The following is a 25,706-nucleotide window of genomic DNA, read 5'->3' as shown; positions in this document are numbered from 1 at the left end:
TGGAAAAAAAATAACAAAATATGAAAAGCCACAAGTAAACTTTGTGGCTTTTTGATTAATTTTGGCGCATGTTAAAAATACTAGACCGATATATCATAAAAACCTTCTTTGGACCGTTTTTCTTTATATTCAGCGTATTGTTTTTCATTTTTATTGTAAACATTATCTGGGTTCAGCTGGGGCAATTTATGGGTAAAGGATTAAGCTACTGGCAGATCCTTAAACTTCTTTTTTATCTTGGAGTAAGTGTGATCAGTATGGTTCTGCCACTTACCATTCTTTTGGCAAGTATAATGTCTTTCGGAGAATTTGGCGAAAGGTATGAGCTTGCAGCAATGAAGGCCGCGGGAATTTCTCTGACAAGGGTAATGGCACCGCTCCTGGGAGTAGCAACAATCCTGGCCATCATGCTGTACTTTTTTTCCAATAATATCATCCCGGATTTTCAGAAGAAAGCAAAAAATATGCTTTTCAATATTGCGCAGACCAAACCTGCGCTTAATTTTACTCCCGGACAGTTCATTGATCAGATCCCCGGGTACATGGTAAAGTTTGATAAGATCTATGGAGAGAACGGAGAAAATATTGAAGGGGTTTTTGTACACAAAAAAGCAAATACTTACGAAAACCAGCAGTCCATTGTAGCTGAAAAAGGAAAGTTCGTTCCTGCAGCCAATAAGAATTTCCTTAAGCTGGTCCTGTACAATGGCTATGTATTTGAAGATGCTTTCGCCGGAAAAGGTGACAATGTGAGACAGAAACAACCTGACCAGGCCATTAAATTCGATACGCTGGTCAATCACTTTGACATCAGTGATATCATTAATAAAGCGATCGAAAAAGAGCAGATCACAGATGACTACCGTTTCCAGACCTATAACCAGCTTAATGAAACCATTGCCAGAAGCAAGAAAGAGAATAAGCAGTTCTTTGACAATATAGGAGCTGAAGTTTTGGGACAGACCAATTCCATCATCAACTATATGGACAAAGGCAACAAACATAAAGTAGCTCCAAAGGTACAGATCAAATTAGACACCGTAAAAGGCAATAAAAAACTGGAGATGATCTACTATTCTTACAACAGGCTGGATAACCTGAAATCAACACTGGAGTCAAAAAAGAATGAATTCAGCAACAATGTAAAATATTTCAGTAAGGTAGTTATCTACCAGCAAAGAATAGTATCGTATTCTGTAACCTGTATCATCTTCTTCCTGATAGGGGCCAGTTTAGGATCCATCATCAGAAAAGGAGGTATGGGACTTCCTGTGATCATAGCGATCATTATTTTCATCATCTTTTACGTCATGAACGTGGGAGTGGAAAATATGTCATGGAGCGGAAAAATGAACCCTTATCTTGCAGCATGGCTTCCGAATTTAATTCTCTTTCCATTCGGAGTCTGGATGACGTACAAAGCGCTTACCGATTCACAATTGTTTGATGCTGAAAAGTACAAGGCACTGTTCAAACCTGTTACAAGACTATTTGTAAAGAATAAGGAGCATAAGAGATATCAGTAGTTTTTTTAATTAAGAGCCTGTTTAAATTTAATTGCTAATAATTTTGTATAATTAATTTAACGCTTTATTTTTTTTATTTTCCCGCTGATTTTGCTGATTTAGCAGATCATTATTCGTAAATCAAATCAGCGGGATTTGCAAAATCAGCGAGAAATAATATTTTAATACAAATTTAAACAGGCTCTAAGAAATTATGATATTCAGAGAGTAAGAAATTACAGGCCCGGATTTTCCGGGCCTTTTTATGTTTAAAACTATAGAGCTTTTTTAAACTACAATATTCTCCTGCTTCCGGTCTTCAGGCTTCCCCCATTCTTTAAAAAAGAATTTCTCTTCAAACGATAAAAGATTATATTTACAAAAAATTAAAACTATAACTACATGAAAAAAGTGCTGGTATTAGGCCTGTTTACACTGTTTTCCTTTAATGCCTATGCACAGGAGGATAACAATACGGATTATGAATTGAGAGCAGATGAAAAATATGGATATATCATCGACAAAAACGGAAAAAAAACCGAAGGAATTGTAAGATTGAACGGAGATGCCACGTATCCCTGGAACAATCAGAAAAAAGTAAAGTTTATTGCTGTATCTGACATTGATAAATCCAGAAAAAAACAAAAGTTCAGGACACTTGACACTGACGATATCAAGGAGTACGTTGCCTTTGATGAAAACAATAATGAAAGACATTTCGAAAGCATCAAATATACCAACACCAAGGAAGGTTTCAATACTGCGACAGGAGGCTTAAGCGGCAACATTAAGGCGTTCAATAATCTTACAAAAAGTACACAGTTTGCTGAAATTGTAAAGGACGGAAAGATCAGGGTGTATAAGCTTTATGGCTACCCTACCACTTTCTCAGCAGGAAACAGCCAGATCGCCGCGGCAGAACAGGAAACCAAAAGAATGAGACAAAATCCTTCCTACATCTATTCCAAGAAAGGCGGCAAAATTGAAGAGCTTACCTTTGCCAAGGCCAAAATGATCATATCAGACTGCAGCTATACCAAGGGGAAAATGACCGGCGGTGCCTATGCTTCTTTAAAAAACGATGAAAAGAAAAGGTCAGGCCTCGGTAAATTAATCAAAAGTCAGATCGATGATGTAATGTCCAATGTTCCGGAAATTATAGAGGAAGTCATTACAGATTACAATGAAAACTGTAAATAAAACAATAATCCAATTCATAAAAAAGAGGCTTCTTAATTGAAGCCTCTTTTTTACTTTCAAAGCCTGAAGTTGACATTTTCAACTTTTAAGCTCTATTATTTAACGATCATCTCATTATTTGTACAGGATTAAAACTGATAAACAAGGGCATTAATATTCATCCCGGCTCCTACAGAAGCAAATAGTACCACATCATTTTTTTTGATCTCATGCTGTTCCAGCTCCCCCCTCAGAATCATCGTCAACAGTGAAGGAATGGTGGCCACACTGCTGTTTCCAAGTTTCTGAATGACCATAGGCATTATATTTTCAGGGACAGGTGTTCCATACAGCTGATAAAACCTGTCGACAATGGCTTCATCCATTTTTTCATTAGCCTGATGAATGATGATCTTATTCAGCTGATGGATGGAATATCCACTGCTGTCCAGACATTTTTTCATGGCAGCAGGAACATTCACCAAGGCAAATTCATATATTTTCCGGCCATCCATCTTGATGTATTTTGTGTCAGGACATTTTTCATTGTTGTAAGACTTTCCAAAGTACAGATAGTCTTTCTCATTGAGAGTATAAGAAGCTGATAAATGTGCCTTTATCCCTGATTCATCGTCGTTGTTGATTTCTAAAACAGCAGCACCTGCTCCATCAGCATAGATCATGCTGTCCCTGTCATGGATATCCACCACACGGGAAAGCGTTTCAGCACCGATGACCAGGCAACGTTTGGCAATGCCTGATCTAATAAACGCATTTGCCTGTATCACCCCTTCAATCCATCCGGGACACCCGAACAGCACATCATAGGCAACACAAAAGTTATTTCTGATTCCCAGTAAATGTTTTACCCGGGCCGCAAGGCTGGGAACCGTATCTGATTGTACCGTTCCAAAGCGGACATCTCCAAAATTATGGGCAAAGATAACATAGTCTAATGTCTCAGGATCTATTCCTGCATCCTCTATGGCAGAACGGGCAGCAATGAACCCGAGATCTGAAGTCACCTGTGTACTGTGAGCATATCTTCGTTCTTCAATGCCTGTGATCTTCTTTAATTTATCCGTAATAGATGCATTATTATCTTTTAATAAAACGCCTTCTTCATTAAGAAAAATATGTTTGTCAAAAAATAAATTGGTTATTGTTTCAGATGGGATGTAGTTTCCTACGCCGGTAATCTTCGTCATCATTTTAATGTTTAATTTCCTGTTTTTAAATAAGACTACAGGAATTGTTGTATAAATATAATGAATTAACGCTAATGCATATCAATATATTACAGGCTAAGGCACTATTCTAGGAAAAATTTAAAACAACTTATATGCAAGACTCATCAATATAACTTTGAAACGAATAAAAGGTCTTATTTCACAAAAGAAAAAGAGGCTTCCAACCAGGAAACCTCTTTCTATATTTTTAAAAACCGAAAATTATACTTTCATAATTTCAGCTTCTTTTGTCTTAAGATGCTCATCGCAAAGTTTTACATACTTATCAGTATAGGTCTGAATTTCTTCTTCCACACCTTTTATAACATCTTCAGAAACTCCGTCAAGTTTTTTCAGCTCCTTCAAACCGTCCTGTCTTGCATTTCTTACCGTTACTTTAGTCTGCTCAGCTTCAGCTTTAGCCTGTTTTGCAAGCTCGCGTCTTCTTTCCTCTGTTAAAGGCGGAACATTAAGGATAATGTTCTCTCCGTTATTAGAAGGTGCAAAACCTAAATTTGAATTAATGATAGCTTTTTCAATGGCACCGATAGCCGTTCTGTCCCAAGGTTGAATAGAGATTGTCATTGCATCCGGTACAGAAACATTGGCAACCTGGTTGATAGGAGTCGGAGCTCCGTAATATTCCACCATTACATCCTGAACCATAGTTGTAGAAGCACGTCCTGCTCTAATTCTTTGAAATGCATGATCCAAGTGCTTTACAGCTGCGTCCATGTCCTGTCTTACAGATTCTAATATAAGATCTAATTCTTCCATTATTATAGTATAGTTTGATAAATTACACATTATTTTAAAATACTGAATATCAAAAAGTCATTTATTTTCAAATTCTACAGCCACCTGTATTCCTGATTGCTTTTCGCCTGTATTTTAGTATTCAGTGGTGCAAAAATAATAATTGTTTTTGATATAGAGTATGTATAACTTATCTAATTTTTTAATCACGTAATTTAAATAGTCCCTTTTAATATTACAAGCTGTTATTGATCTTTTATTCTCTTTTCAAGGGCTCCCTGAGCCCAACTCTCATAAGCTTGTACCAGAAATATCTGTTATAACAAAGGACGAGATGATCATCAAAATAATAGATCAGATCATTGGATGGATTTCCTCCCATCTGCTCTCAACAGGAAAGCAAACGATAAAAGCTGAAGTAAATGAGTAATTATTAAAGAATGCAGAGGAAAAATTCTTTATAAAATAAAACCACCTGTCACAATAATCAATGTTGCAACAGGTGGTTTATAATATGATAACACTTACTTTTATCTTAATAATCGTAAGCCTTTACTATTTTGCTATAAGTATAGAGATTTGCTTGTCCGATAATAATAGCTCACATTTATTCTAAATTGCTATTTTCAGCTGTCTGACTACAAATCAACTAGAGTTCCTACATTTTCTCCCTCTACAATTCTTTCCAGATTACCTTCTTTATTCATATCGAATACGATGATGGGTAATTTATTTTCATGGCTCAGGGTAAATGCGGTCATATCCATTACCTTAAGGTTTTTCTCAAATACTTCATCAAAAGATAATGAATTGTATTTTACGGCATCGGCATTCTTTTCAGGATCGCTGTCATAGATTCCGTCTACCCTTGTTCCTTTTAAGATCACATCCGCCCCTATTTCAATTGCTCTCAATGTTGCAGCTGTATCTGTTGTAAAATAAGGATTCCCTGTTCCTGCACCGAAGATCACCACTCTACCCTTTTCAAGGTGTCTTACCGCTCTTCTCTTGATGAAAGGTTCAGCCACTTTATCCATTTCGATTGCAGACTGAAGTCTTGTTTTGATTCCTGCATCTTCCAGCGCTCCCTGTAATGCCATACCATTGATCACAGTAGCCAGCATTCCCATATAGTCACCCTGCACTCTGTCCATTCCTTTTGCAGCCCCTGCCACACCACGGAAAATATTTCCTCCTCCAATGACGATCGCTACCTCACAGCCTTTTTCAACTACTTTTTTGATCTCAGCAGCATATTCCTGCAGTCTTTCGTTGTCAATACCGTACTGTCTGTTCCCCATTAATGCCTCGCCGCTTAGTTTCAGAAGGATTCTTTTATATTTCATCTTTTATTTTTAATAACTTTTTATTAGCGTTGGTTTTCCCAAAATTTGATTTTGCAAATATAATCATTAAAAATATTGATAAAAGAAAAATATTTAATTACAAATAATGTCCGAAATATTTTGAAAAGTACGAAAAAGGATTATTTTTGCATTAATTATAAATTGAGTTGAAGAAAATTATCATTTTTTCATTATTTCTATCAGGAATTGTTTCTTATGCGCAAACAGGAACAAATGTTTATCCGTTCTTAAATGTACCTGTATCTGCAAGACAGGCTGCTTTGGGTGGAGATGCGATTTCGATAAGAGATTATGATGTTTCCTTTGCAATTGCAAACCCTGCCTTGTTAAATAAAGATTCAGATCAACAGCTTTCTGTAAACGCTACAGCTTATCTTGCCGATTCGAAATACGGAACAATAGCTTACGCCAAAGATTTTGAGAATGGTCATATGGCCACCATCAACGCCAGGTATATGAGCTACGGAAGTATTCCAAGAACGGATGAAAGCGGTTTTCAGGACGGCGAGTTCAAGGCTTCAGACGTTGCCATTGGTGCAGGCTATGCCTATCAGTTTGAAGAAGACTGGACCATTGGTGGAGGGCTTAACTTCGTCACCTCAAAAATTGACAACTATACTTCTTCCGCCATTTCAGGAACCGCGGGAGTTACCTATCATAATAAAAAAAATAAAGAAGTAGTTTCCCTGGTATTGAGAAATTTTGGTTTCCAGCTGAAGTCATTCAACGGAGTAAGAGAAAATCTTCCGTTCAGAATTGATCTCGGATATACCAAAACCATCAAAAATTTCCCTCTTGCAGTCACCATTACAGCTCATGATCTCCAGAAGTTTGATATTTCTTCGGAATATAATAAAGATGGACAAAAGGTGAATGCGGGCAGAAAGATCGCAGATCACTTCTCACTGGGAGCAGAGCTTTTCCCGGAAAAGAACTTTAATATCAGGCTGGGTTATAATGTAAGAAGAGGAAATGAGCTTGCCGTGGCAGATCAAAGAAACTTTTCAGGACTTTCTGGAGGATTTGGCGTCAAAGTATCAAGATTCCGCATTGATTATGCTCATGTAAGATATCACAACTCTTCGAACGTCAATCAGATAGGAATTTCCATGGACCTTTCCAGCCATCGGGGAGAGTAATTTACGACCGGGAATTTTCTTAATTATTCTGAAATTTTTGTACTTCTTCTTGATTTTTAAGAAAAAATCTTGAAATTTGCAGTATGAAAAAACCTGTAATAGCTATCGATGGGTACTCGTCTACCGGAAAAAGTTCTATCTCTAAAATCATTGCTGATAAACTAGGACTTATCCATATGGACACAGGAGCGCTTTACAGAGGTGTAACCTGGTATGCGCTGCAGCAATGCCTGGATGAAAACGGTGAAATTGACCTGAATACATTATTCTCTTCTTTAGACCGGATTAAGCTTGAGTTTAAAAACAACGACGGGACACTGATCCTTTTCCTTAATGATAATGATATCTCTAAAGAGATCCGAACCAATATAGTATCTGACAATGTCAGCCTTGTGGCCAAGCAAAAAGAAGTAAGAGATTTTTTATTGCAGTCACAACGTTCTTTAGCAGAAAAAGGAGGCGTTATCATGGACGGACGTGACATAGGGACAGTAGTTCTGCCAAATGCGGACTATAAGTTCTTCCTTACTGCCAGTATTGATGAAAGAACCAACAGAAGGTTTCTGGAATTAAAAGGCTTGGGAATCGAAACGGACAAGGAACAGGTAAAACAAAATCTTATTGAAAGGGACAAGATCGATAGCGAGCGTGAAATAGCCCCATTAAAGCAGGCTGACGATGCTATCGTCATTGATAATTCTGAGCTGACCAAAGAAGAAACGATAGAACTTATTCTATCTCATATCGAAAAGATTTAACATTTTTTAATAGGCCTACACCCTCATTTGGTACACAAATTGTAAGTTTTATTACTGTAAAAACTAATCTAATATTAATTATTAAAAAACTTAAAATGTCTAGAAAAGGAAATAATACAGCAGGTATATTGGCAGGACTTCTTGCAGGTGCTGCGGCAGGTGTGATCTTAGGAATGCTTTACGCGCCTGAAGAAGGAAAAGAAACCAGAAAAAAAATCAAGAACAAAGCAAGTGATCTGAAAGATCAGGCTAAAAATAAATACGGAGAGGTTTCTGAAAAAGTAAAAGACCAATACAGCAATATTTCTTCTACTTTCAAAGAAACAGCAAACAGTGTAGCCCATACGGTGAAAGACGGATATGACAAATACAAAGATCAGATCGTTTCTAAAACTGCAGATGTAGTAAAGGATGTGGAAGCGGAATTGAATGATCTAAAAAAATAAGTAATTTATCTTTTTTAAGTAAATTACAGAAAGGAACTTTTGTGCGAAAGTTCCTTTTTTTGTAACTTTAAAAAAAAACAATGATAGAAACTATTAAAGAATACGCCTCGAAGAGAATAGATCTCCTGAAAATTGAAGCTACTGAAAAGTCTTCTCTTTCTGCCGGGCTCATTACCTACTTTGTAGTACTGCTTGTTGCTTTTGCTTTTTTTATTGTCCTTTTCAACTTTGGAATTGCTTTCCTTATTGGTAAAGCATTGGATAATTATTCCTACGGGTTCTTAATCGTTGCCGCATTTTATGGTGTGGTAATGGCTTTTGTTATTGCTTTCAAAAATAAGATTGTCAATACGGTCGCAGATCAGGTTATTAAATTTTTAAATCATTAAACTATGGGCAGAAAATATGAAAGCATAGAAGAATTAAGAAGAAAGAAAAAACTGCTTCAAGGTGAAATAAATGATCTGGAGAACCTTCTTACATTCAAAAATACAAAGGAAAGCTTAAGTGCATTTACTAACGGACTTAGTGACCAGTACCTGCAGGAAAAGATAGATAAAGATGGTGATGAAAAAGTAGTTCTTAGAAAAGATGTCATTGCAAAACAGCTTACCTCTGAAGTAAAGGACCTATTTATCAATAAAAATACCGCTGTAGGCCTTGCCAGCTCAGCATTTAAAGGAAATATTACAGACAGCCTGGTAAAACTCGGTATCACTGCCGTTGTAGGAAACTATGCTAAAAAGAATATGAAAAGCTCCAACTGGAAGAAAAAGCTTGTAGGAGCCGTATTGATATACCTTGCCCCCATCGCCCTGAAATATGTCAGAAAAAAAATGGAAGAATATCAGAAAAATAAAAGTGTTTCCAGCCTAGAACAATTGATATAGAAGTTAGAAATTAGAGGTTAGAAGTTAGAGAATACTCAATAGTGATTGATAATAACTTCTAACCTCTAGCTTTTTACTTTGAAAATAGTTGTCCTAAAATAATCCCGGCAGCCATTGATACATTCAGACTTTCTGTAGACTGGGATTTTCCAAACCTCGGGATACTGATACATTTCTGTAAAAGCTTCTCTGTTTCCGGTCTCATTCCGTTCCCTTCATTTCCTAAAATCAGATTGACCTTTTCTGGTTTTTCAAAAGTATAAATATTCTCCCCTTCCATATCCGTTCCTATATTTACATTTTCCGTTACAGAAAGATATTCCGCAAGATTAGTATAAACAATATTCACCCGGGTAAAAGATCCCATACTGGCTTGAATCACTTTCGGATTGTAAAAATCCACCGTGTCTTCACTGCAGATGATCTGCTCTATCCCGAACCAGTCTGCCAATCTGATAATTGTCCCTAAATTTCCGGGATCCTGAATCCCATCCAAAACGAGCTGTATACTCTTGTCTGCCTCTCTTTTTTCTTCCGCAAGATAACATACGGCAACAGAGTCTTTTGGGGTTTTAAGAAAACTGATTTTTTTTAATTCATTTTCAGAGATATGGGTCACAGGAATGTCAGTACGGTCCAATTTTTGCGGATCGGTTGATAATATTTCTTTAACTTTAAAGTTAGAATTGAAAAGTTCACAAATGATTTTGTTACCTTCAACCAAAAACAAATTGTATTTTTGTCTGAACTTCTTTTTATCTAAAGATTGTAAAACTTTTATTGTATGAGCTGTAAGCATTATAAGAATTCTCCTCAAAAATATTATAAAATTATCTCATTTGCAACATTTGTTGGCCTCCTTTATGCTTGTAGTACGACAAAAAAAGTTCCTGAAGGCGAATATCTGCTTACTAAGAACAATTTTGAGTTCGGGGATAAGAAAGAGTTTTTCGATGAGGAACTGAAAGATTATATTCAGCAGAAGCCCAATAAAAAGCAATTCCTGTTCATGCCATTAAGTCTTCTTCTGTACAATATGGCTAATCCGAAATACGATACGATACTTAATGAATATATGACCTATCCCGGTGAGATGAGAAACCAGAAGCTAAGGGATTCTCTATTCATTAAATATAATATGCAGAGTAATGTAGGGAAAGGGCTTCTCTTTGACCGATTGCTGCATAACTGGGGAACTCCTCCGGTTATTCTGGATCAGACGAAAAGTGAAAAAAGTGCCGAATCTATTAAGAAGAGACTTACCTACAGAGGTTATTGGGATGCTGATGTAACCTATAAGCATACGTTGGATTCCGCTTCTAAAAAAGCAGCTGTCAATTATTTCATAAAACATAACGAACCTACCCGAATCAAGGGCTATTATTATAACATTCCTGACCAGGGAATCAAAGGGTATTATACCTATAATCTGAACAGAAGTCTTGTCAGATCCGGAAGAATTCTTGATCAGACAGTGCTTGAGAGAGAAGTAACAAGAATTACGGATCTCATGAGGGAATTCGGGTTCTATAAGTTTAACAGTTCCAATGATGAGGTTTATTTTGTTGCGGATTCTCTGAAAAATACAAAGCAGGTCCCGCTGACATTGGAGATTCATAAAGATTCTTTAGACAGTCCTTATAAAATTTCAACTTTTGGGAATATAGACGTTGCCATTGTGGATGAAGCCCATGATTATCCAAGAAATACGAAAAAGGACAGTTTAAGGAGAATAAGATTCCACACAGCGAATGATAAGTATAAACTTTCATCTATCTGGAGAGCGATTATTCCGGACAGTAAACAGGTTTTTGATCAGACCAAGCTGGACGTGACCAAAAGAAATATTCTGGCGATGAACAACTTTAGTATTGTAAAAGCAAGAGATTCCTTAAGACAAGGTGGAATAGCTGCTCCTAATGACAGTATTGTGGATGTCCTGTATGTACTGAAACCTCTGCCAAAATATGAGCTTAAAGTGGGAACCGATCTTAATTATTCTCAGGTCTTGAATCTGGGGATCTCTCCTAATGTAGACCTTACTACCCGGAATGTTTTCAGAGGGGCAGAAAACCTTTCTACGAGCCTCTCAGGAACGTTTGGCTCTATCCGAAGTACAAAGGATATTGATAAAAGGGTTCCCGCTTACGAAATAACAGCCCAGGCATCCCTGAACTTCCCAAGGTTATTGCTCCCTTTTAATTATTATAAATTTATTCCTAAACGATACACTCCTACTTCATCTATTCTTCTGGGAGCATCTATACAGAACAATATAGGCTTGGGAAGAGTTATCTTCAATACAGGACTTAATTACCAGGCTAATGTCAATGACCAGGTATATCATAAGCTTACTTTATTCAACACTCAGGTCAGTCTGACCAAAAATAAAGATGCTTACTATGATTACTTTGTGAATGACCGTATTGTAAGAGATGAAGTATTTGATGATTATTTTGCATACCGACCTAATGTCGGGCAGGAATTTCATTCCGGACAAAAAACCACTGATCAGGTTTCACAGGAGATATTTGAAGATAATGATTATATCTCCAGCCTGGATCAATCAGGAGCCAACCGTCTTACAGCATTTTTAGGAACATTAGTGAATAAAGACAGGCAAACACAGGATGTTCTTATTTCTTCTATGATTTATAACTTTGTATACAGTGAGATCGGAAAAAAAGAATACCCCAATGCCTTTTATTTTAACGGGAAAGTTGAGCTTGCCGGTAATATCCTGAGCCTGTTTAATAAAAAAGATAACAGCGGAGGTGTTGTTACCGGCCCTCAAAGAACCATTTTCGGACTTCCTTATGCACAGTTTGTCAAATTCGATATCGATGCAAGAAAATATTTCAGGTTCAATGGAAATCAAACGCTGGTACTCCGTCAGTTCATGGGAGTTGGGATTCCTTATGGGAATTCTAAAGATATGCCTATCATTAAATCTTATTTCAATGGGGGTTCCAATGATATCAGAGCATGGGTAGCATTTGGCGGATTAGGACCTGCAGACTCTCAGGTTGATGAAAGGGTGCGTACCTATATGACCGACAATTTAAAGCTCACCACGAATATAGAGTATAGGGTTCCGTTCAACAAAATGTACGAAGGGGCTTTGTTTACGGATATCGGTAATACCTGGAGCCTTCGTAATTATAACGACGGGTATGGAGATGAATTCAAATTCAATAGGTTTTTAAAACAGGTAGGTATCGGTAGCGGATTCGGATTGAGAATAAATATCGCTTATATTACTGCCCGACTCGATCTTGCTTATAAGATCTATGACCCTAACAAACCTGAAGGAGACCGATGGAGATTTAAGTACTTCCAGCCTTTCAAGCCTACGCTTAATATTGCGTTCGGATATCCTTTCTAATCCGGAGAAACGCCTAAAATAAAATAAATTACAGCAATCACACGGGCGAGGATTTCCCTCGCCTGATTTCTGTAAAAACTTTCAGGTTTCGTAACATCCTGTGCATCAAAACCTAAGGCGTTCATATCATTATTCCTTGCAAAAAACAATGCCCGAAGGTTATGAAATCCCTGTGATACGATAATTACATTTTTCTTTTTATAGACGTCCTTACAGCGAAGGATACTTTTATAGGTATTAAAACCTTTAGGATCTTCTATAATGATATCTTCAGGCACTCCTTCCTGATAGATCAGATAATTTTTCATGGCAGCAGGTTCATTATAGCCCTTGCTTTTTTCCCCGCTTACAATGATCTTTTTGATCTTGCCATGATGATAAAGCAGAGCCGCCGCATCCATTCTTTTGGTAAAATAAGGATTGGAAACCCCTGATCTCATCTTGGGAGAGGTTCCCAACACCAGGGCAATTTCCCGGGGCGGAATCTTGGATATTTTAGTATAGGTACGTCCGTTGGTAAGCCCAAAAACCCAGACATTACAGAAACATATCATTAGAATTCCCAATTCCAGTGATATAAGACCTAAATTAAATATGTTCCTGATAATTCTCAACTAAGGTCAAAGTTAAGCTTTATTTTTTTACTTTTCACAATCGACATACAGGCCAGAATGTGTCCCTGCTCTTCTTCTTTCTCTGTAAGATACTCATTTTCCAGAAGTTCCACTTCTCCTTCTTCCAAGGCACATTCGCAACTTCCGCAAATTCCCGATTTGCAGGAATAAGGAACAGGAAAATTCTGTAACAGAAGCTGTTGAAGAATTTTATTCCTGTTATCAGGAAGCCGGGTAGTATAGTTTTTACCGAACATGGTAAATTCCACTTCTATATTTTCAATAAGGGGGAATTCTTTTTCTACCGGATAAATATCATTATCAAACTCCTCAAAAAGCTCAAAATGAATATTTTTTTTCGGAATTCCGTGGTGAAAGCAGGCATTTGCCAGCGTTTTGATCATTTCTCCTTTTCCACAGATCAATACTTCATCCACAGCATCCCAGATCGTAGACTCTTCATCAGTATCATCCAGATGCAGAATCTGGTTGATGATAAGATTAAGCTTTTTTTCATCCAGCCTGCCATAGAAAAACTGATCTGAAGTCTTTTCCCGTGAAAAAAAGTAAAAGATCTGAAGCCTGTCACCAAAAGTTCTGGCAAGGGTATCCAACTGATCCCGATAGACCAGTTCCTCTGAGCTTTTATTTCCGAAGAACAGAAACAATCTTGTTCTCGGTTCGTTATGAAGTATGTTTTTAAAATGACTTAATATCGGGGTAATCCCAATACCTCCTGCAAAGGCAACAATAGTCCTGAATTCACTTGGTTTGGACACTAAAGTAAATCTCCCTGCAGGCTCACTTACCGGCAGCTCATCCCCCACATTATAATTCTGAAATAGCTGTGAAGTAGCACCATCAGGGGAATTCACCTTGATTCCCAGGCATATTCTTCCTTCATAAGGAGCTGAAGTCATCGAATAATCATTAATAACCTCTTTACCACGTGATTCGAATTTCACACTTACGAACTGCCCTGCTTCAAACTTAAAATTTTCCTTTAAATTCCCCGGAATGTCAAACTCCAGAGAAAAAGTATTTTTGGTCAGCTCTTCCTTTTTCGCTATTTTTAGCCGATGAAACTGTATCAGTTTCCCTTTGTAGATTTGTTGTTCCATAACTTCAATTCAAAAATAGATAAAAAATAATTTATGAAAAAGATAATTTTATCCACGTTACTCCTGGCTGCACTCTACAGCTGTAAAAAAGATGGACAAAAAAATGGAGATACCCTTTCAGATGTACAAACCACAAGTCCTGAAAATAATATATATGTTCCTATCGAGTTTTCCCCGGAAGATGTAGGCAAATACCTTGCTAAAAATAATGATACATTATATGTCACTAATTTTTTTGCGACATGGTGCGGACCATGTATGAGAGAGATTCCAAGCTTTAAAGACAAAATGCAGGAATTAAAAGGTAAGCCTGTGAAATTTACTTTTATCAATCTTGATAATAGAGATGATTGGGAAAGTGATGTTAAAGATTTTGTATTGGAAAATAGCCTTGCAGGAAGTGTAATTTTACTGGACGGACAAAAATTAGATCAGAATTTCTTTTCCAAAAACTTCAAACAATGGAACGGCGATGCTATTCCTTTTACTTTCATGAGAAAAGGAAGTAAAACCGATGAATATTCAGGGATGATGACAGAAGAAGTATTGAATGCAAAAATCAATTCTTTTCTACAATAAAATACAGACTGAACGCTTCTGAATCATGTCAAAAAGATTTAAAATCCTGTGTTTAATATTTGTGATCGCAATCCTTATAGGTGCTGTCATTAATCTAAACACAGGATTTCTTAGTTTAAGCTTTCAGGATTTTTTTCAGGATTCTTCCCAAAGTCAGATCGCTGAAATCCGGATCAACCGTGTTTTGGTAATGCTGCTGGCAGGGATTTCCATTCCCACTTCAGGCTTTCTGATGCAGGAATACTTCCAGAACCCATTGGCAGGACCGGATATCCTCGGAATTACCTCAGTGGCCAGCTTATCGGTTGCCTTTTATATCTTTTTTTCATATAATATGGTGCTGCCAGAGTTTCTGCAGAATAGTCTTCTCAGCTTATCAGCCATTGGAGGGAGTCTGATACTCATGCTGGTCCTATTATCAATGTCCAGTAAATTTCAGGATAAATCTTATCTTATCATCTTCGGATTCCTGGTATCCGCTTTTGCCGGGGCAATCGTTTCTTTGCTTCAGTTCTATGCAGAAAATCAAAGCCTGAAAAATTATATTTTATGGTCATTTGGGGCGAATAATATGGTGACCAGAAATCAGATATACGTTTTACTGGTTTTAGTTCTGACAGGATTATTCTTCTGCTTTAAAACCATCAAACCCCTCATCGGAAACTCACTCGGAACATCATATGCACAAAGCCTGGGAGTCAATCTGAAACAATTGAAGTTTCTGATCATTATATCCTCTACTCTTCTCTCTGCTTCAATTACTGCTTTTTTGGGTCCTATCCTGTTTATTGGAATTGTTGTTCCGCATTTCTGCAGAATGATTTATAATCCATCCCAGCTATGGCAGCAATGGATTCTCAATATGTTTCTGGGAATGCTTATCATGCTACTTTTCTCGGTCATCTCAGAAAAAACACAGATTCCATTGAATGTGATAAGTTCTGTTTTTGGAATTCCGGTTATTCTGATGATGCTCTTGAAACAGAATAAAGTATAATTTACGGTTGGAGAAACGCAAAGACGCAAAGACTTTATCTAAGATAAAATTTAATCATGCATAAAAGCTAGAATCTTAGCTTATACAATCTTCTATTTGCACGCTCCCTAAGAATATACCTACTACTTGATGAGTTTTTAAATATTTGCGATTATCCAACTATTCATATATTTATGAAGTATAAGACACAACATAAATGACAGAAAATGAATTATCAAAAATCGTAAATTGTTTATAAATTTGACAAAGTCAAATTCCTTGCGTCTTAAAAACAGTATTTTTGTAAAACATTTTTGCGCCTTTGCGTTTAACCAACTCTAAACATGCATTTACAGATCAAGCAAGCCAACATCGGTTACCATTCAACTTTAATTTCAAATGCCCATGCGGATCTGAAGCTTGGTGACGTATGTCTGTTGATCGGTAATAACGGGGTTGGAAAAACTACTCTGATCAAATCTGTTTTACATCAGCTTCCATTGCTTAGGGGGGAAGTTTTAATTAATAGTAAAAATGTAAAAAACCATTCTGTAAAAGAAATTGCGGAAAATATTGCCATTGTCTTTTCAAAATCGGTTATTCCGCAGCATTATACCGTGGAAGACCTTATTTCTCTGGGTAAATATATCTACTACCCTTTTTATTTTGAACTGAAGAAAGAAGACCGTGAGGAAGTTGCCCATATTATTGATGAGCTGGACTTAAACCAATACAGGCATGTCCTGCTTAAAAACCTTTCGGATGGAAACCTTCAAAAAGCATTTATTGGGAGAGCCATAACACAGAACTCTCCTATTATTATACTGGATGAACCTACCACCCATCTGGATGAGAAAAATAAGATCATTATCCTTAAAACACTTAGAAAGCTGGCTAAAGAGCAAAATAAGCTCATCTTATTTTCATCCCATGACTGGAGGCTGGCAAAAGAATTTGCAGATAAAATATGGTATGTAAAGGATAAACAACTATACGCAGGTATTGTTGAAGATATTTTGCTTCAGCATGATGAGCTGACCAATGCCTCATTGTTTCAAATTCACGAAAATTTTATTCCGCCTTATATCTCCGCACCGCAGGTTCATAAAGAAATGCTGTATTCTTTGCTTCAAAAAAACTTTCCCGAAGACCTTTCTTCCCTTCATTTTGAATTTCGGGACCCTTTTTGGGTAATCACTAAAGATTCCGCGAGATATCAATACGAATCTTTCGAAGAAATCATAAATTTCCTTACAAACATTCATTAATACTACATTTATATTGATTATTCCACATACTATGCATGCATAGTATTATGCTAGTCATACAATTTAATCTATTTATTATCAGCTTATTAACAAAATTTAACGTTCGTAAATACTATGCATGCATAATATTTACTAAATTTGGGTAAAACCATTGGCGCAAAAAAGATGGATCATAACAAAGAAAAAATAGAAAACGTAGACTTAATTTTAAAACAGACCTGGTTGGCTGTTTCAAAAATGTACACAGAATTGGCTCAGGAACATGATTCTACAGCAGTTCAGGCCCTCACACTTCTTAAAATCGATCCCAAGGAAGGAACCCGAAGTACCAATCTTGGTCCTAAAATGGCTATTGAGCCCACTTCTTTGACGAGAATCATCAAACTTCTGGAAGATAACGGCTATATCTATAAGGAAAAGACCACCACCGACAAAAGAGAGGTGATCATCAAGCTTACAGATAAAGGACTGAACTCAAGAAATATGTCCAAAGAGGTTGTAGTCAACTTTAATAAAAAGGTGATGGAAAAAATCGCTCCGGAGAAGATGGAAGCCTTTAAAGAGGTCATGACCGAGATCATGAAAATAGCCAATGAATTATTGAATAACAGAAAATAAATTATAATGAAACCGTATGGTTACATACGACCTTATAAATAATAAAAATTTACATATGAAAAGAAGAATCAAACATGTAACGGTTCTTGGTTCAGGAATTATGGGTAGCGGTATCGCAGCTCACTTCGCCAATATCGGCGTTGAAGTGTCACTTTTAGACATTGTTCCTTTTGAACTGACTGAGGCTGAACAAAAAAAAGGTTTGACCAAAGATGATAAGGCAGTAAGAAACAGAATTGCTTCCGAAAACTTTGAAAAACTAAAAAAAGCAAGTCCTGCACTTCTTTATTCTCCAAAATTTGCAGACAGAATCAAAGTTGGAAATTTCGACGATGATTTACAGAAAATAAAAAATACAGACTGGATCATTGAAGTAGTTGTAGAAAGGCTGGATATCAAAAAGTCAGTATACGAAAAGATCGAACAGTTCAGAAAACCGGGAACATTAATTTCTTCTAATACATCCGGAATTCCTATTCACCTGCTGACAGAAGGAAGAAGCGAAGACTTCAAAAAATATTTTGCCGGCACCCACTTCTTCAATCCGGTAAGATACCTTCCTCTTCTTGAGATCATCCCTACCAATGATACTGATCCTGAGATTGTAGACTTCTATATGAACTATGGTGCTAAATTCTTAGGAAAAACTACTGTTTTAGCAAAAGATACCCCTGCATTCATTGCCAACAGAATCGGGGTATTCTCCATGATGGATCTTCTTCACAATGTGCAGAAATTAGGTCTTACCGTATCTGATGTAGATAAACTTACCGGTCCTGTAATCGGGCGTCCGAAGTCTGCTACCTTCAGAACAGCTGACGTAGTAGGTCTTGATACCTTAGTAATGGTAGCCAACGGTGTTCGTCAAAGCGGTGCTGAAGCTAACGATTTCAATGATGTATTTGCTCTTCCTGGCTATATCCAGAAAATGATGGATAACAAATGGCTGGGATCAAAAACAGAGCAAGGCTTCTATAAAAAAGTAAAAAACACGGAAGGAAAATCTGAAATTCACGGATTAAACCTTGACACACTAGAATATGAACTTCAGGGGAAATCATCATTCCCTACTCTGGAATTAACCAAAGCAATCGACAAGCCAATCGACAGATTCAAAGTTCTGATCGGAGGTAAAGATAAAGCAGGTGAACTGTACAGAAAATCTTTAGGAGCATTATTCGCTTATGTTTCGCACAAAGTCCCTGAAATCTCTGACGAAGTTTACAAAATTGATGATGCCATGAGAGCCGGCTTCGGTTGGGAAAACGGTCCGTTCGAGATCTGGGATGCAGTAGGCGTTCAGAAAGGTATCGAATTGGCCAAAGATGCCGGATATGAAGTTTCAGACTGGGTAAAAAATGTAGAGACCTTCTATAAAGTTAATGATGAAGGACAAAGCATCTATGTTGATAAAAATTCAGGAGAATACAACAAGATCCCGGGACAGGACGCTTTCATTATCCTTGATAATATCAGAAAAAATAAAACACTTTGGAGCAATTCCGGAGCTGCGATCGAAGATTTGGGTGACGGAATCATCAATTTCGAGATCCGTTCAAAGATGAATTCCCTTGGAGGCGAAGTTCTTGACGGATTAAACAGAGCTATCGATCTGGCTGAAAAAGAATATGACGGATTAGTAGTAGGAAACCAGGGGGCTAACTTCTCTGTAGGAGCTAACCTTGCCATGATCCTAATGATGGCTATCGAGCAGGATTGGGATGATTTAAATATGGCTATCGCTTACTTCCAGAAATCGATGATGAGAGTACGCTACTCCTCTATTCCTGTGGTGGTAGCCCCTCACGGAATGACTTTAGGAGGTGGTTGTGAAATGACCATGCATGCGGACAGAGTCGTTGCGGCAGCAGAAACATATATCGGACTTGTAGAAACAGGTGTGGGTGTTATTCCTGGTGGTGGTGGAACGAAAGAACTTACCTTAAGAACTTCAAGAGAATTCCACAACGATGATGTTAAAAACAACAGACTTCGTGACGCCTTCATGAATATCGCTATGGGTAAAGTGGCCACTTCAGCATATGAAGCCTATGATATGGGAATCCTTGAAAAAGGAAAAGACATCGTTTCCGTTAGCAAAAACAGACAAATTGCTGAAGCTAAAAAAGTAGCAAAACTATTGGCAGAGCAAGGTTACACCCAACCTATCGAGCAAAAAGTAAAAGTTTTGGGTAAAGATGCGTTAGGGATGTTCTACGTAGGAACAGATCAAATGTTAACAGGAAAATATATCTCTGAACACGACAAGAAAATTGCAGATAAGCTAGCCAACGTAATGGTCGGAGGAAATCTTTCCGAGCCAACCGTCGTTACTGAACAATATCTATTGAACCTCGAAAGAGAAACCTTCCTTCAGCTTTGTGGTGAAAGAAAAACTCTGGAGAGAATTCAGTATATGTTGCAGAATGGAAAACCTTTAAGAAACTAGACTTTTCTGTAAAATGTAAAAAGTATTAATGTATTCACGATGCATAATTTCAGAGACTTAGAAGTTTGGGTAAAATCAATGAAGCTTTGTAAAATATTTTATCTCGCTTCCAACCATTTCCCAAAAGATGAAATGTTTGGATTGACTTCCCAATCAAGAAGAAGTTTATATTCCATTCCCTCTAATATTGCTGAAGGTGCAGGTCGTGATACAGATGCGCAATTTTCACATTTTTTGAATATCGCTTTAGGTTCTTCATTTGAATTTGAAACCCAAATATTAATTGCAAATGATTTAGGTTTCTTTAAAGCTGATGATTTTAGCATTATTTATTCAGAAATCAAGCATATACAAAATATGCTGGCAAAGTTGAAGCAGAAATTTTAATACTCAAGCATTTCAATCATAAATACATTTTACGTAAATACTTTAATACAAAAAAATGAAAACAGCATACATAGTAAAAGGATTCAGATCAGCCGTAGGAAAAGCACCAAAAGGTACCCTACGCTTTACACGTCCTGATGTAATGGCAGCTACCGTTATTGAAAAATTGATGTCGGAGCTTCCACAATTAGATAAAAACAGAATTGATGACCTTATTGTAGGGAATGCAATGCCGGAAGCTGAGCAAGGGTTGAACGTTGCACGTCTTATCTCTCTAATGGGGCTAAACACGGACAAAGTTCCGGGCGTAACCGTCAACAGATATTGTGCTTCAGGAAGCGAGGCGATTGCTATTGCTTCAGCAAAAATTCAGGCTGGAATGGCGGATTGCATCATTGCCGGTGGTACAGAGTCTATGTCTTATATTCCGATGGGAGGTTACAAGCCTGTTCCGGAGACTGATATCGCAAAAACAAACCCTGACTATTATTGGGGAATGGGTTACACGGCAGAAGAAGTAGCCAAACAATATAACATCACAAGAGAAGAGCAGGATCAGTTCGCTTTTGAATCTCATATGAAAGCTTTAAAAGCGAATCAGGAAGGAAAATTTGCGAATCAGATCGTTCCGATTCCTGTTGAGTATAATTTCCTTGATGAAAACCAGAAACTTCAGACTAAAAAGTTCGATTTCTCTGTTGATGAAGGTCCGAGAGCAGATACTTCTTTAGCAGGTTTGGCTAAACTTAGACCTGTTTTCGCCAACGGAGGAAGCGTAACTGCCGGAAACTCTTCTCAGATGAGTGACGGAGCCGCTTTCGTAATGGTAATGAGCGAAGAAATGGTAAAAGAGCTGGGACTTGAGCCTGAAGCCAGACTGGTAGCTTACGCAGCAGCAGGACTTGAACCGAGAATCATGGGAATGGGACCTATCTACGCTATTCCTAAAGCATTAAAACAAGCCGGGTTAGAATTAAAAGATATTGATCTGATCGAGCTTAATGAAGCCTTCGCATCCCAATCCGTTGCGATCAAAAAAGAATTAGGCTTAAATCCTGATATCTTAAACGTAAACGGAGGTGCAATCGCTCTTGGTCACCCACTGGGATGTACAGGAACTAAGCTTACCGTTCAGCTTCTGGACGAAATGAGAAGACGTGGCAACAAGTACGGAATGGTTTCCATGTGTGTGGGAACGGGACAGGGAGCAGCTTCGATTTTTGAATTACTGTAAAGACAATGAGATAATAGACCTCAAGACATAAACAGTGTATGGCTGATTTTAAAAGACATAATTTTAAGAAGCTTAAAATTTGGCAAATGGGTTTGGAATTATCAAAAAGTACTTTAGATCTGACAGATACTTTTCCAGATTATGAAAAATATGGTCTGAAGAGTCAAATGGACAGATGTGCAATGTCCATTCCATCCAATATAGCCGAAGGGTCAAGCAGAACAAATAAATCTTTTAGTCATTTTTTAGATATTTCTTTAGGTTCATCATTTGAATTGCAAACTCAAATTTTGTTAGCAAATCACAGAAAATATTTATCTGACGAAAAAACTGAAATCTTTGAAATTAAAATTGAAGAATTTCAAAAAGCAACTATGGTATTTCAGAATACTTTAAATAAAGAGCTAGATAATACACGAAGAGATAATAGACAAAATTAAACATCTATCATCTATCCGTCTATTATCTAAAAGTCTCAAACAAAAAAATAAAATAATATATGGCTACATTAAAAGGCGGGGAATTCCTAATCAAACAAATTCCTGCAAACGAAATTTTCAGTATTGAAGAACTGAATGAGGAGCAAAAGATGCTTCGTGATTCTGCAAAAGAATTTATCGACAGAGAAGTGGTTCCTCAAAGAGAGCGTTTTGAAAAGAAAGATTATGCATTCACTGAAGAAACAATGCGTAAACTTGGTGAAATGGGTATGCTGGGAATTGCAGTTCCTGAAGAGTACGGTGGTCTTGGGATGGGCTTTGTAACTACAATGCTTGCCTGTGATTATCTTTCCGGAACTACAGGTTCATTAGCGACAGCCTATGGAGCGCATACCGGAATCGGAACTCTTCCAATCGTTCTTTACGGAACTGAAGAGCAAAAGAAAAAATATCTTCCGGATCTGGCTACGGGAACAAAATTTGGGGCTTACTGCCTTACTGAGCCTGATGCGGGTTCAGATGCCAACTCAGGAAAAACAAGAGCTAAACTTTCCGAAGACGGAAAGCATTATATCATCAACGGACAGAAAATGTGGATCTCCAATGCAGGATTTGCAGATACATTCACTTTATTTGCTAAAATTGATGATGATAAAAATATCACAGGTTTCGTGATCAACAGATCGGAACTTGAAAATCCTGAAAGCTTAACTTTCGGAGAAGAGGAACACAAATTAGGTATCCGTGCCTCTTCTACCCGTCAGGTTTTCTTCAATGATATGAAAATTCCTGTGGAAAACCTTTTAGGAGAAAGAAACAATGGTTTCAAAATCGCCTTGAATGCATTGAACGTTGGCCGTATCAAATTGGCTGCTGCTTGTCTTGATGCTCAAAGAAGGATTTTAAACCATTCTATCCAATATTCTAATGAAAGAAAGCAGTTTGGAGTGTCTATTTCAACTTTCGGAGCGATCAGAAAGAAAATTGCTGAAATGGCGACAGGTGTTTTCGTAAGTGAGGCAGGTTCGTACAGAGCGGCCAAAAATATTCAGGATAAAATTGATGAGCTGGTAGCAGGAGGACTTGATCACCAGGCAGCTGAACTGAAAGGTGTTGAAGAATTCGCTGTAGAATGTTCAATCCTTAAAGTTTTTGTTTCTGATCTTGCTCAGAATACTGCTGATGAAGGAATCCAGGTTTACGGTGGTATGGGATTCTCTGAAGATACCCCAATGGAAGCGGCATGGAGAGATTCAAGAATTTCAAGAATTTATGAAGGAACCAACGAGATCAACAGATTACTGGCAGTAGGAATGCTGATCAAGAGAGCGATGAAAGGAGAATTAGATCTTTTATCTCCCGCAATGGCGATCAGCAAAGAACTGATGGGTATCCCTTCATTTGAGGTTCCTGATTATTCAGAATTCATGAGTGAAGAAAAGGCGATTATCGCTAACCTTAAAAAAGTATTCCTTATGGTTTCCGGAGCGGCTCTTCAGAAATATATGATGGATATTGAAAAGCAACAGCACTTATTGCTGAACGCTTCTGAGATCCTTAACCAGATCTATATGGCAGAATCCGCTGTATTAAGAGCTGAGAAACATTTCTCTCCTGATTCTGTAGAAGCTGCTATGGCTCAATTGAACCTTTATAAAGCTGTTGAGAAGATCATCACTGCAGCTAAAGAAGGAATCGTTTCTTTCGCTGAGGGAGATGAGCAGAGAATGATGCTTTCAGGATTAAGAAGATTTACAAAATATACCAACCATCCTAATGTAGTGGCTCTGACTGAAAAAGTGGCGGCTCACTATATTGAGAAAGGAACTTATTAGTCTTTATAACATAAATTTGATTCAAAGCGTCCCATTTTGGGGCGTTTTTTTATATATCTGGCTGATAAATTTTATAATGAGCTTGACACTGTGTTATCTTATTATCGTTTTAATATTTTATACCTATTTTTTTGCAATTGTTACCTCAAATAAGATTGATAACAGATATGAAAATATAATGCTTACCAACTCATTTCTCAAGTGAGTCATTAAAAAAAATTATGCTTTAAAGACATATAGAGTTTTAAAAATTTTAGGTTTCAATATTTTTTCTTAATTTTATTATAAACTAAACAAGCAACTCAAAATAAACACATGAAAATATTATTATTTCCCCTATTCTTACTTTCGGTTTCTCTTACCGCGCAGGAAAAGCAAAAAATTAAGCCATTATCCAAAGCAGATACAGTAAAAAGCTATAAGGATCTACTTTCCGAAAACTTAGAACTCAATTCAGATAAGCCGCCGAAAGAGCTTTATAAGATAATGACTTTTAAGCCGAAAGACAGTGTAATGTATTTGGCCTTAAAAGAACCTGAAAAAGACTATTCCCAATACAAAATCCTGAACCCCATTGCTCCTGAAAAGAAAAAGATGAATATAAAGGATGCTCCGAAGCAATCCAAATAATAACGACACAACCAATCTAAAACTATTTACTATGGGAAAATTTATTATTTCGAAAAGAGCAAATGGTGATTTTCAATTCAACCTTAAAGCGGGAAACGGACAGGTCATCCTAACGAGCCAGGGATACAGCTCCAAACCTTCCTGCGAAAACGGGATAGAATCTGTAAAGACCAATTCACAGGATGATTCTAAATTTGAAAGGAATACAGCTAAAGACAGCAGATGCTATTTCAATCTTAAAGCCGGAAACGGACAGATCATAGGAACCAGCCAGATGTACGAATCTGATAATGGAATGGAAAACGGAATAGAATCTGTAAAACACAATGCTCCAAATGCTTCTGTAGAGGATGAATCAAACTTATAAGATCATCTGAAATAATCTTAATAAAAATGTCTTATTTTTTTAAGGCATTTTTTATTTTTGTATTCTATTCTCATAGAAAAAATGACAAAAGAAGAATTACTGAATAAAGCAATCAAAATAGCTAACAGGGCCCATAAAGGGCAAACCGATAAATATCATTCCCCTTACATAGGACACGTAATGCGTGTAATGGAATACGGCAAAACAATAGATGAAAAAATAGTAGGCGTGCTGCATGATGTCGTAGAAGATCATCCGCTGGAATTCAGCCTGGATTATTTAAGAGCTGAAGGCTTTCCAGAATACATTATTTTCGCGATCAGCTGCCTTACTAAATTTGATCCTGAAGAAGATTACGATGATTTTATTAAAAGAACGGAAAGGTCTCTCCTTGCTGTCGCCGTAAAGCTCAATGACCTGCGTGATAATATGGATCTCAGAAGAGTAAACAGAGAGCTTACTCCTAAAGACATCAAAAGGTTTAATAAATATCTAAAGGCTTACCGTTATCTGATAGAGAAATATTAATAAAAA

At 37.2% G+C, this 25,706-nt stretch carries 26 protein-coding genes; 20 read left to right on the top strand and 6 right to left on the bottom strand.

Translation table 11 applies throughout. The features are described 5' to 3' along the window. The first annotated feature begins 68 nt into the window (after nt 1–68). Both AC4IF5_RS09510 and AC4IF5_RS09505 read left to right on the top strand, forming a co-directional pair. Nucleotides 69–1,526, top strand: a complete 1,458-nt coding sequence (locus AC4IF5_RS09510) for an LptF/LptG family permease (RefSeq protein WP_490733905.1) — start codon at nt 69–71, stop codon at nt 1,524–1,526. Between the two features lie 381 nt (nt 1,527–1,907). Then, a complete protein-coding gene (locus AC4IF5_RS09505) occupies nt 1,908–2,705 on the top strand; it encodes a hypothetical protein (protein WP_490733903.1) in 798 nt (265 codons plus the stop codon). A 128-nt stretch (nt 2,706–2,833) separates the two neighbouring features. On the opposite strand, the gene AC4IF5_RS09500 is transcribed toward AC4IF5_RS09505, so the two are convergent. From AC4IF5_RS09500 to pyrH, 3 genes are all read right to left on the bottom strand, one after another. Continuing rightward, the gene (locus AC4IF5_RS09500; protein WP_490733901.1) at nt 2,834–3,895 is read right to left on the bottom strand and encodes a 3-oxoacyl-ACP synthase III family protein; all 1,062 of its coding nucleotides are present in this window, start codon (nt 3,893–3,895) and stop codon (nt 2,834–2,836) included. A 240-nt stretch (nt 3,896–4,135) separates the two neighbouring features. Then, complete coding sequence (gene frr / locus AC4IF5_RS09495; RefSeq protein ID WP_490733899.1) at nt 4,136–4,690, bottom strand: ribosome recycling factor; 555 nt, start codon at nt 4,688–4,690, stop codon at nt 4,136–4,138. Between the two features lie 617 nt (nt 4,691–5,307). After that, nucleotides 5,308–6,015, bottom strand: coding sequence for a UMP kinase (pyrH, locus tag AC4IF5_RS09490; RefSeq protein ID WP_490733897.1), 708 nt, complete (start codon nt 6,013–6,015; stop codon nt 5,308–5,310). Nucleotides 6,016–6,182: 167 nt separating this feature from the next. On the opposite strand from pyrH, the gene porQ reads away from it, so the two are divergent. The 5 genes from porQ (at nt 6,183) to AC4IF5_RS09465 (ending at nt 9,269) form a co-directional block, all read left to right on the top strand. Then, nucleotides 6,183–7,175 carry a type IX secretion system protein PorQ gene (porQ, locus tag AC4IF5_RS09485; protein ID WP_490733895.1) on the top strand — a complete coding sequence of 331 codons (993 nt, stop codon included), beginning with the start codon at nt 6,183–6,185 and terminating at the stop codon, nt 7,173–7,175. 83 nt (nt 7,176–7,258) lie between these two features. Next, a complete protein-coding gene (gene cmk, locus AC4IF5_RS09480) occupies nt 7,259–7,933 on the top strand; it encodes a (d)CMP kinase (protein WP_490733893.1) in 675 nt (224 codons plus the stop codon). A 95-nt stretch (nt 7,934–8,028) separates the two neighbouring features. Next, nucleotides 8,029–8,379 (top strand): YtxH domain-containing protein, encoded by a 351-nt coding sequence (locus AC4IF5_RS09475; RefSeq protein ID WP_490733891.1) that lies wholly within the window; start codon nt 8,029–8,031, stop codon nt 8,377–8,379. A gap of 80 nt (nt 8,380–8,459) precedes the next feature. Then, nucleotides 8,460–8,768 carry a phage holin family protein gene (locus AC4IF5_RS09470; protein ID WP_490733889.1) on the top strand — a complete coding sequence of 103 codons (309 nt, stop codon included), beginning with the start codon at nt 8,460–8,462 and terminating at the stop codon, nt 8,766–8,768. A 3-nt stretch (nt 8,769–8,771) separates the two neighbouring features. Further along, nucleotides 8,772–9,269 (top strand): phosphoribosyl-ATP pyrophosphatase, encoded by a 498-nt coding sequence (locus AC4IF5_RS09465; protein ID WP_490733887.1) that lies wholly within the window; start codon nt 8,772–8,774, stop codon nt 9,267–9,269. Between the two features lie 73 nt (nt 9,270–9,342). Here the strand turns inward: AC4IF5_RS09465 and AC4IF5_RS09460 are convergent, their stop codons facing one another. Beyond that, on the bottom strand, nt 9,343–10,068 hold the full coding sequence (locus AC4IF5_RS09460) for a TrmH family RNA methyltransferase (RefSeq protein ID WP_490733885.1): 726 nt from the start codon (nt 10,066–10,068) through the stop codon (nt 9,343–9,345). Here AC4IF5_RS09460 and tamL point away from each other — a divergent pair. Next, nucleotides 10,054–12,654: a translocation and assembly module lipoprotein TamL gene (gene tamL, locus AC4IF5_RS09455; RefSeq protein ID WP_490733883.1), complete on the top strand. Its 2,601-nt coding sequence runs from the start codon at nt 10,054–10,056 to the stop codon at nt 12,652–12,654. The two genes, AC4IF5_RS09460 and tamL, sit on opposite strands and share 15 nt — an antisense overlap. On the opposite strand, the gene AC4IF5_RS09450 is transcribed toward tamL, so the two are convergent. After that, the gene (locus tag AC4IF5_RS09450; protein WP_490733881.1) at nt 12,651–13,208 is read right to left on the bottom strand and encodes a SanA/YdcF family protein; all 558 of its coding nucleotides are present in this window, start codon (nt 13,206–13,208) and stop codon (nt 12,651–12,653) included. The genes tamL and AC4IF5_RS09450 overlap by 4 nt on opposite strands. Nucleotides 13,209–13,264: 56 nt before the next feature. Next, nucleotides 13,265–14,389 carry a 2Fe-2S iron-sulfur cluster-binding protein gene (locus AC4IF5_RS09445; protein ID WP_490733879.1) on the bottom strand — a complete coding sequence of 375 codons (1,125 nt, stop codon included), beginning with the start codon at nt 14,387–14,389 and terminating at the stop codon, nt 13,265–13,267. A gap of 33 nt (nt 14,390–14,422) precedes the next feature. Here AC4IF5_RS09445 and AC4IF5_RS09440 point away from each other — a divergent pair, with 33 nt between their 5' ends. The 12 genes from AC4IF5_RS09440 to AC4IF5_RS09385 all read left to right on the top strand — a co-directional run bounded on the left by AC4IF5_RS09440 (nt 14,423) and on the right by AC4IF5_RS09385 (nt 25,700). Further along, a complete protein-coding gene (locus AC4IF5_RS09440; protein WP_490733877.1) occupies nt 14,423–14,968 on the top strand; it encodes a TlpA family protein disulfide reductase in 546 nt (181 codons plus the stop codon). A gap of 25 nt (nt 14,969–14,993) precedes the next feature. Further along, nucleotides 14,994–15,965 (top strand): iron chelate uptake ABC transporter family permease subunit, encoded by a 972-nt coding sequence (locus AC4IF5_RS09435; protein ID WP_490733875.1) that lies wholly within the window; start codon nt 14,994–14,996, stop codon nt 15,963–15,965. 323 nt (nt 15,966–16,288) lie between these two features. After that, nucleotides 16,289–17,212 carry an ABC transporter ATP-binding protein gene (locus AC4IF5_RS09430; protein WP_490733873.1) on the top strand — a complete coding sequence of 308 codons (924 nt, stop codon included), beginning with the start codon at nt 16,289–16,291 and terminating at the stop codon, nt 17,210–17,212. A gap of 165 nt (nt 17,213–17,377) precedes the next feature. Further along, nucleotides 17,378–17,830, top strand: coding sequence for a MarR family winged helix-turn-helix transcriptional regulator (locus AC4IF5_RS09425; RefSeq protein ID WP_490733871.1), 453 nt, complete (start codon nt 17,378–17,380; stop codon nt 17,828–17,830). A 55-nt stretch (nt 17,831–17,885) separates the two neighbouring features. Beyond that, the gene (locus tag AC4IF5_RS09420; protein WP_490733869.1) at nt 17,886–20,279 is read left to right on the top strand and encodes a 3-hydroxyacyl-CoA dehydrogenase/enoyl-CoA hydratase family protein; all 2,394 of its coding nucleotides are present in this window, start codon (nt 17,886–17,888) and stop codon (nt 20,277–20,279) included. 39 nt (nt 20,280–20,318) lie between these two features. Continuing rightward, nucleotides 20,319–20,666 carry a four helix bundle protein gene (locus AC4IF5_RS09415; protein WP_490733867.1) on the top strand — a complete coding sequence of 116 codons (348 nt, stop codon included), beginning with the start codon at nt 20,319–20,321 and terminating at the stop codon, nt 20,664–20,666. A 55-nt stretch (nt 20,667–20,721) separates the two neighbouring features. Beyond that, on the top strand, nt 20,722–21,900 hold the full coding sequence (locus tag AC4IF5_RS09410; RefSeq protein ID WP_490733866.1) for an acetyl-CoA C-acyltransferase: 1,179 nt from the start codon (nt 20,722–20,724) through the stop codon (nt 21,898–21,900). Nucleotides 21,901–21,938: 38 nt separating this feature from the next. Further along, complete coding sequence (locus AC4IF5_RS09405; protein WP_490733864.1) at nt 21,939–22,340, top strand: four helix bundle protein; 402 nt, start codon at nt 21,939–21,941, stop codon at nt 22,338–22,340. A gap of 59 nt (nt 22,341–22,399) precedes the next feature. Further along, entirely contained in the window at nt 22,400–24,175 is a 1,776-nt protein-coding gene (locus AC4IF5_RS09400) for an acyl-CoA dehydrogenase FadE (protein ID WP_490733862.1), read from the top strand. Between the two features lie 315 nt (nt 24,176–24,490). Next, nucleotides 24,491–24,805, top strand: a complete 315-nt coding sequence (locus tag AC4IF5_RS09395; RefSeq protein WP_490733860.1) for a hypothetical protein — start codon at nt 24,491–24,493, stop codon at nt 24,803–24,805. Between the two features lie 31 nt (nt 24,806–24,836). Continuing rightward, nucleotides 24,837–25,172: a YegP family protein gene (locus AC4IF5_RS09390; protein ID WP_490733858.1), complete on the top strand. Its 336-nt coding sequence runs from the start codon at nt 24,837–24,839 to the stop codon at nt 25,170–25,172. Between the two features lie 81 nt (nt 25,173–25,253). Next, nucleotides 25,254–25,700, top strand: coding sequence for a phosphohydrolase (locus tag AC4IF5_RS09385; protein WP_490733856.1), 447 nt, complete (start codon nt 25,254–25,256; stop codon nt 25,698–25,700). Nucleotides 25,701–25,706 lie beyond the last annotated feature (6 nt).

It is taken from the genome of Chryseobacterium sp. UF-290, from assembly GCF_058245615.1.
This window is presented reverse-complemented; position numbering and strand designations above follow the sequence as displayed.

Bases quoted from the DNA above. Each gene is read 5' to 3' on its own strand.
- AC4IF5_RS09510 (WP_490733905.1), top strand. From the start codon at position 69: ATGTTAAAAATACTAGACCGATATATCATAAAAACCTTCTTTGGACCG.
- AC4IF5_RS09505 (WP_490733903.1), top strand. From the start codon at position 1,908: ATGAAAAAAGTGCTGGTATTAGGCCTGTTTACACTGTTTTCCTTTAAT.
- AC4IF5_RS09500 (WP_490733901.1), bottom strand. From the start codon at position 3,895: ATGATGACGAAGATTACCGGCGTAGGAAACTACATCCCATCTGAAACA.
- frr (WP_490733899.1), bottom strand. From the start codon at position 4,690: ATGGAAGAATTAGATCTTATATTAGAATCTGTAAGACAGGACATGGAC.
- pyrH (WP_490733897.1), bottom strand. From the start codon at position 6,015: ATGAAATATAAAAGAATCCTTCTGAAACTAAGCGGCGAGGCATTAATG.
- cmk (WP_490733893.1), top strand. From the start codon at position 7,259: ATGAAAAAACCTGTAATAGCTATCGATGGGTACTCGTCTACCGGAAAA.
- AC4IF5_RS09475 (WP_490733891.1), top strand. From the start codon at position 8,029: ATGTCTAGAAAAGGAAATAATACAGCAGGTATATTGGCAGGACTTCTT.
- AC4IF5_RS09470 (WP_490733889.1), top strand. From the start codon at position 8,460: ATGATAGAAACTATTAAAGAATACGCCTCGAAGAGAATAGATCTCCTG.
- AC4IF5_RS09465 (WP_490733887.1), top strand. From the start codon at position 8,772: ATGGGCAGAAAATATGAAAGCATAGAAGAATTAAGAAGAAAGAAAAAA.
- tamL (WP_490733883.1), top strand. From the start codon at position 10,054: ATGAGCTGTAAGCATTATAAGAATTCTCCTCAAAAATATTATAAAATT.
- AC4IF5_RS09460 (WP_490733885.1), bottom strand. From the start codon at position 10,068: ATGCTTACAGCTCATACAATAAAAGTTTTACAATCTTTAGATAAAAAG.
- AC4IF5_RS09450 (WP_490733881.1), bottom strand. From the start codon at position 13,208: ATGATATGTTTCTGTAATGTCTGGGTTTTTGGGCTTACCAACGGACGT.
- AC4IF5_RS09445 (WP_490733879.1), bottom strand. From the start codon at position 14,389: ATGGAACAACAAATCTACAAAGGGAAACTGATACAGTTTCATCGGCTA.
- AC4IF5_RS09440 (WP_490733877.1), top strand. From the start codon at position 14,423: ATGAAAAAGATAATTTTATCCACGTTACTCCTGGCTGCACTCTACAGC.
- AC4IF5_RS09435 (WP_490733875.1), top strand. From the start codon at position 14,994: ATGTCAAAAAGATTTAAAATCCTGTGTTTAATATTTGTGATCGCAATC.
- AC4IF5_RS09430 (WP_490733873.1), top strand. From the start codon at position 16,289: ATGCATTTACAGATCAAGCAAGCCAACATCGGTTACCATTCAACTTTA.
- AC4IF5_RS09425 (WP_490733871.1), top strand. From the start codon at position 17,378: ATGGATCATAACAAAGAAAAAATAGAAAACGTAGACTTAATTTTAAAA.
- AC4IF5_RS09420 (WP_490733869.1), top strand. From the start codon at position 17,886: ATGAAAAGAAGAATCAAACATGTAACGGTTCTTGGTTCAGGAATTATG.
- AC4IF5_RS09415 (WP_490733867.1), top strand. From the start codon at position 20,319: ATGCATAATTTCAGAGACTTAGAAGTTTGGGTAAAATCAATGAAGCTT.
- AC4IF5_RS09410 (WP_490733866.1), top strand. From the start codon at position 20,722: ATGAAAACAGCATACATAGTAAAAGGATTCAGATCAGCCGTAGGAAAA.
- AC4IF5_RS09405 (WP_490733864.1), top strand. From the start codon at position 21,939: ATGGCTGATTTTAAAAGACATAATTTTAAGAAGCTTAAAATTTGGCAA.
- AC4IF5_RS09400 (WP_490733862.1), top strand. From the start codon at position 22,400: ATGGCTACATTAAAAGGCGGGGAATTCCTAATCAAACAAATTCCTGCA.
- AC4IF5_RS09395 (WP_490733860.1), top strand. From the start codon at position 24,491: ATGAAAATATTATTATTTCCCCTATTCTTACTTTCGGTTTCTCTTACC.
- AC4IF5_RS09390 (WP_490733858.1), top strand. From the start codon at position 24,837: ATGGGAAAATTTATTATTTCGAAAAGAGCAAATGGTGATTTTCAATTC.
- AC4IF5_RS09385 (WP_490733856.1), top strand. From the start codon at position 25,254: ATGACAAAAGAAGAATTACTGAATAAAGCAATCAAAATAGCTAACAGG.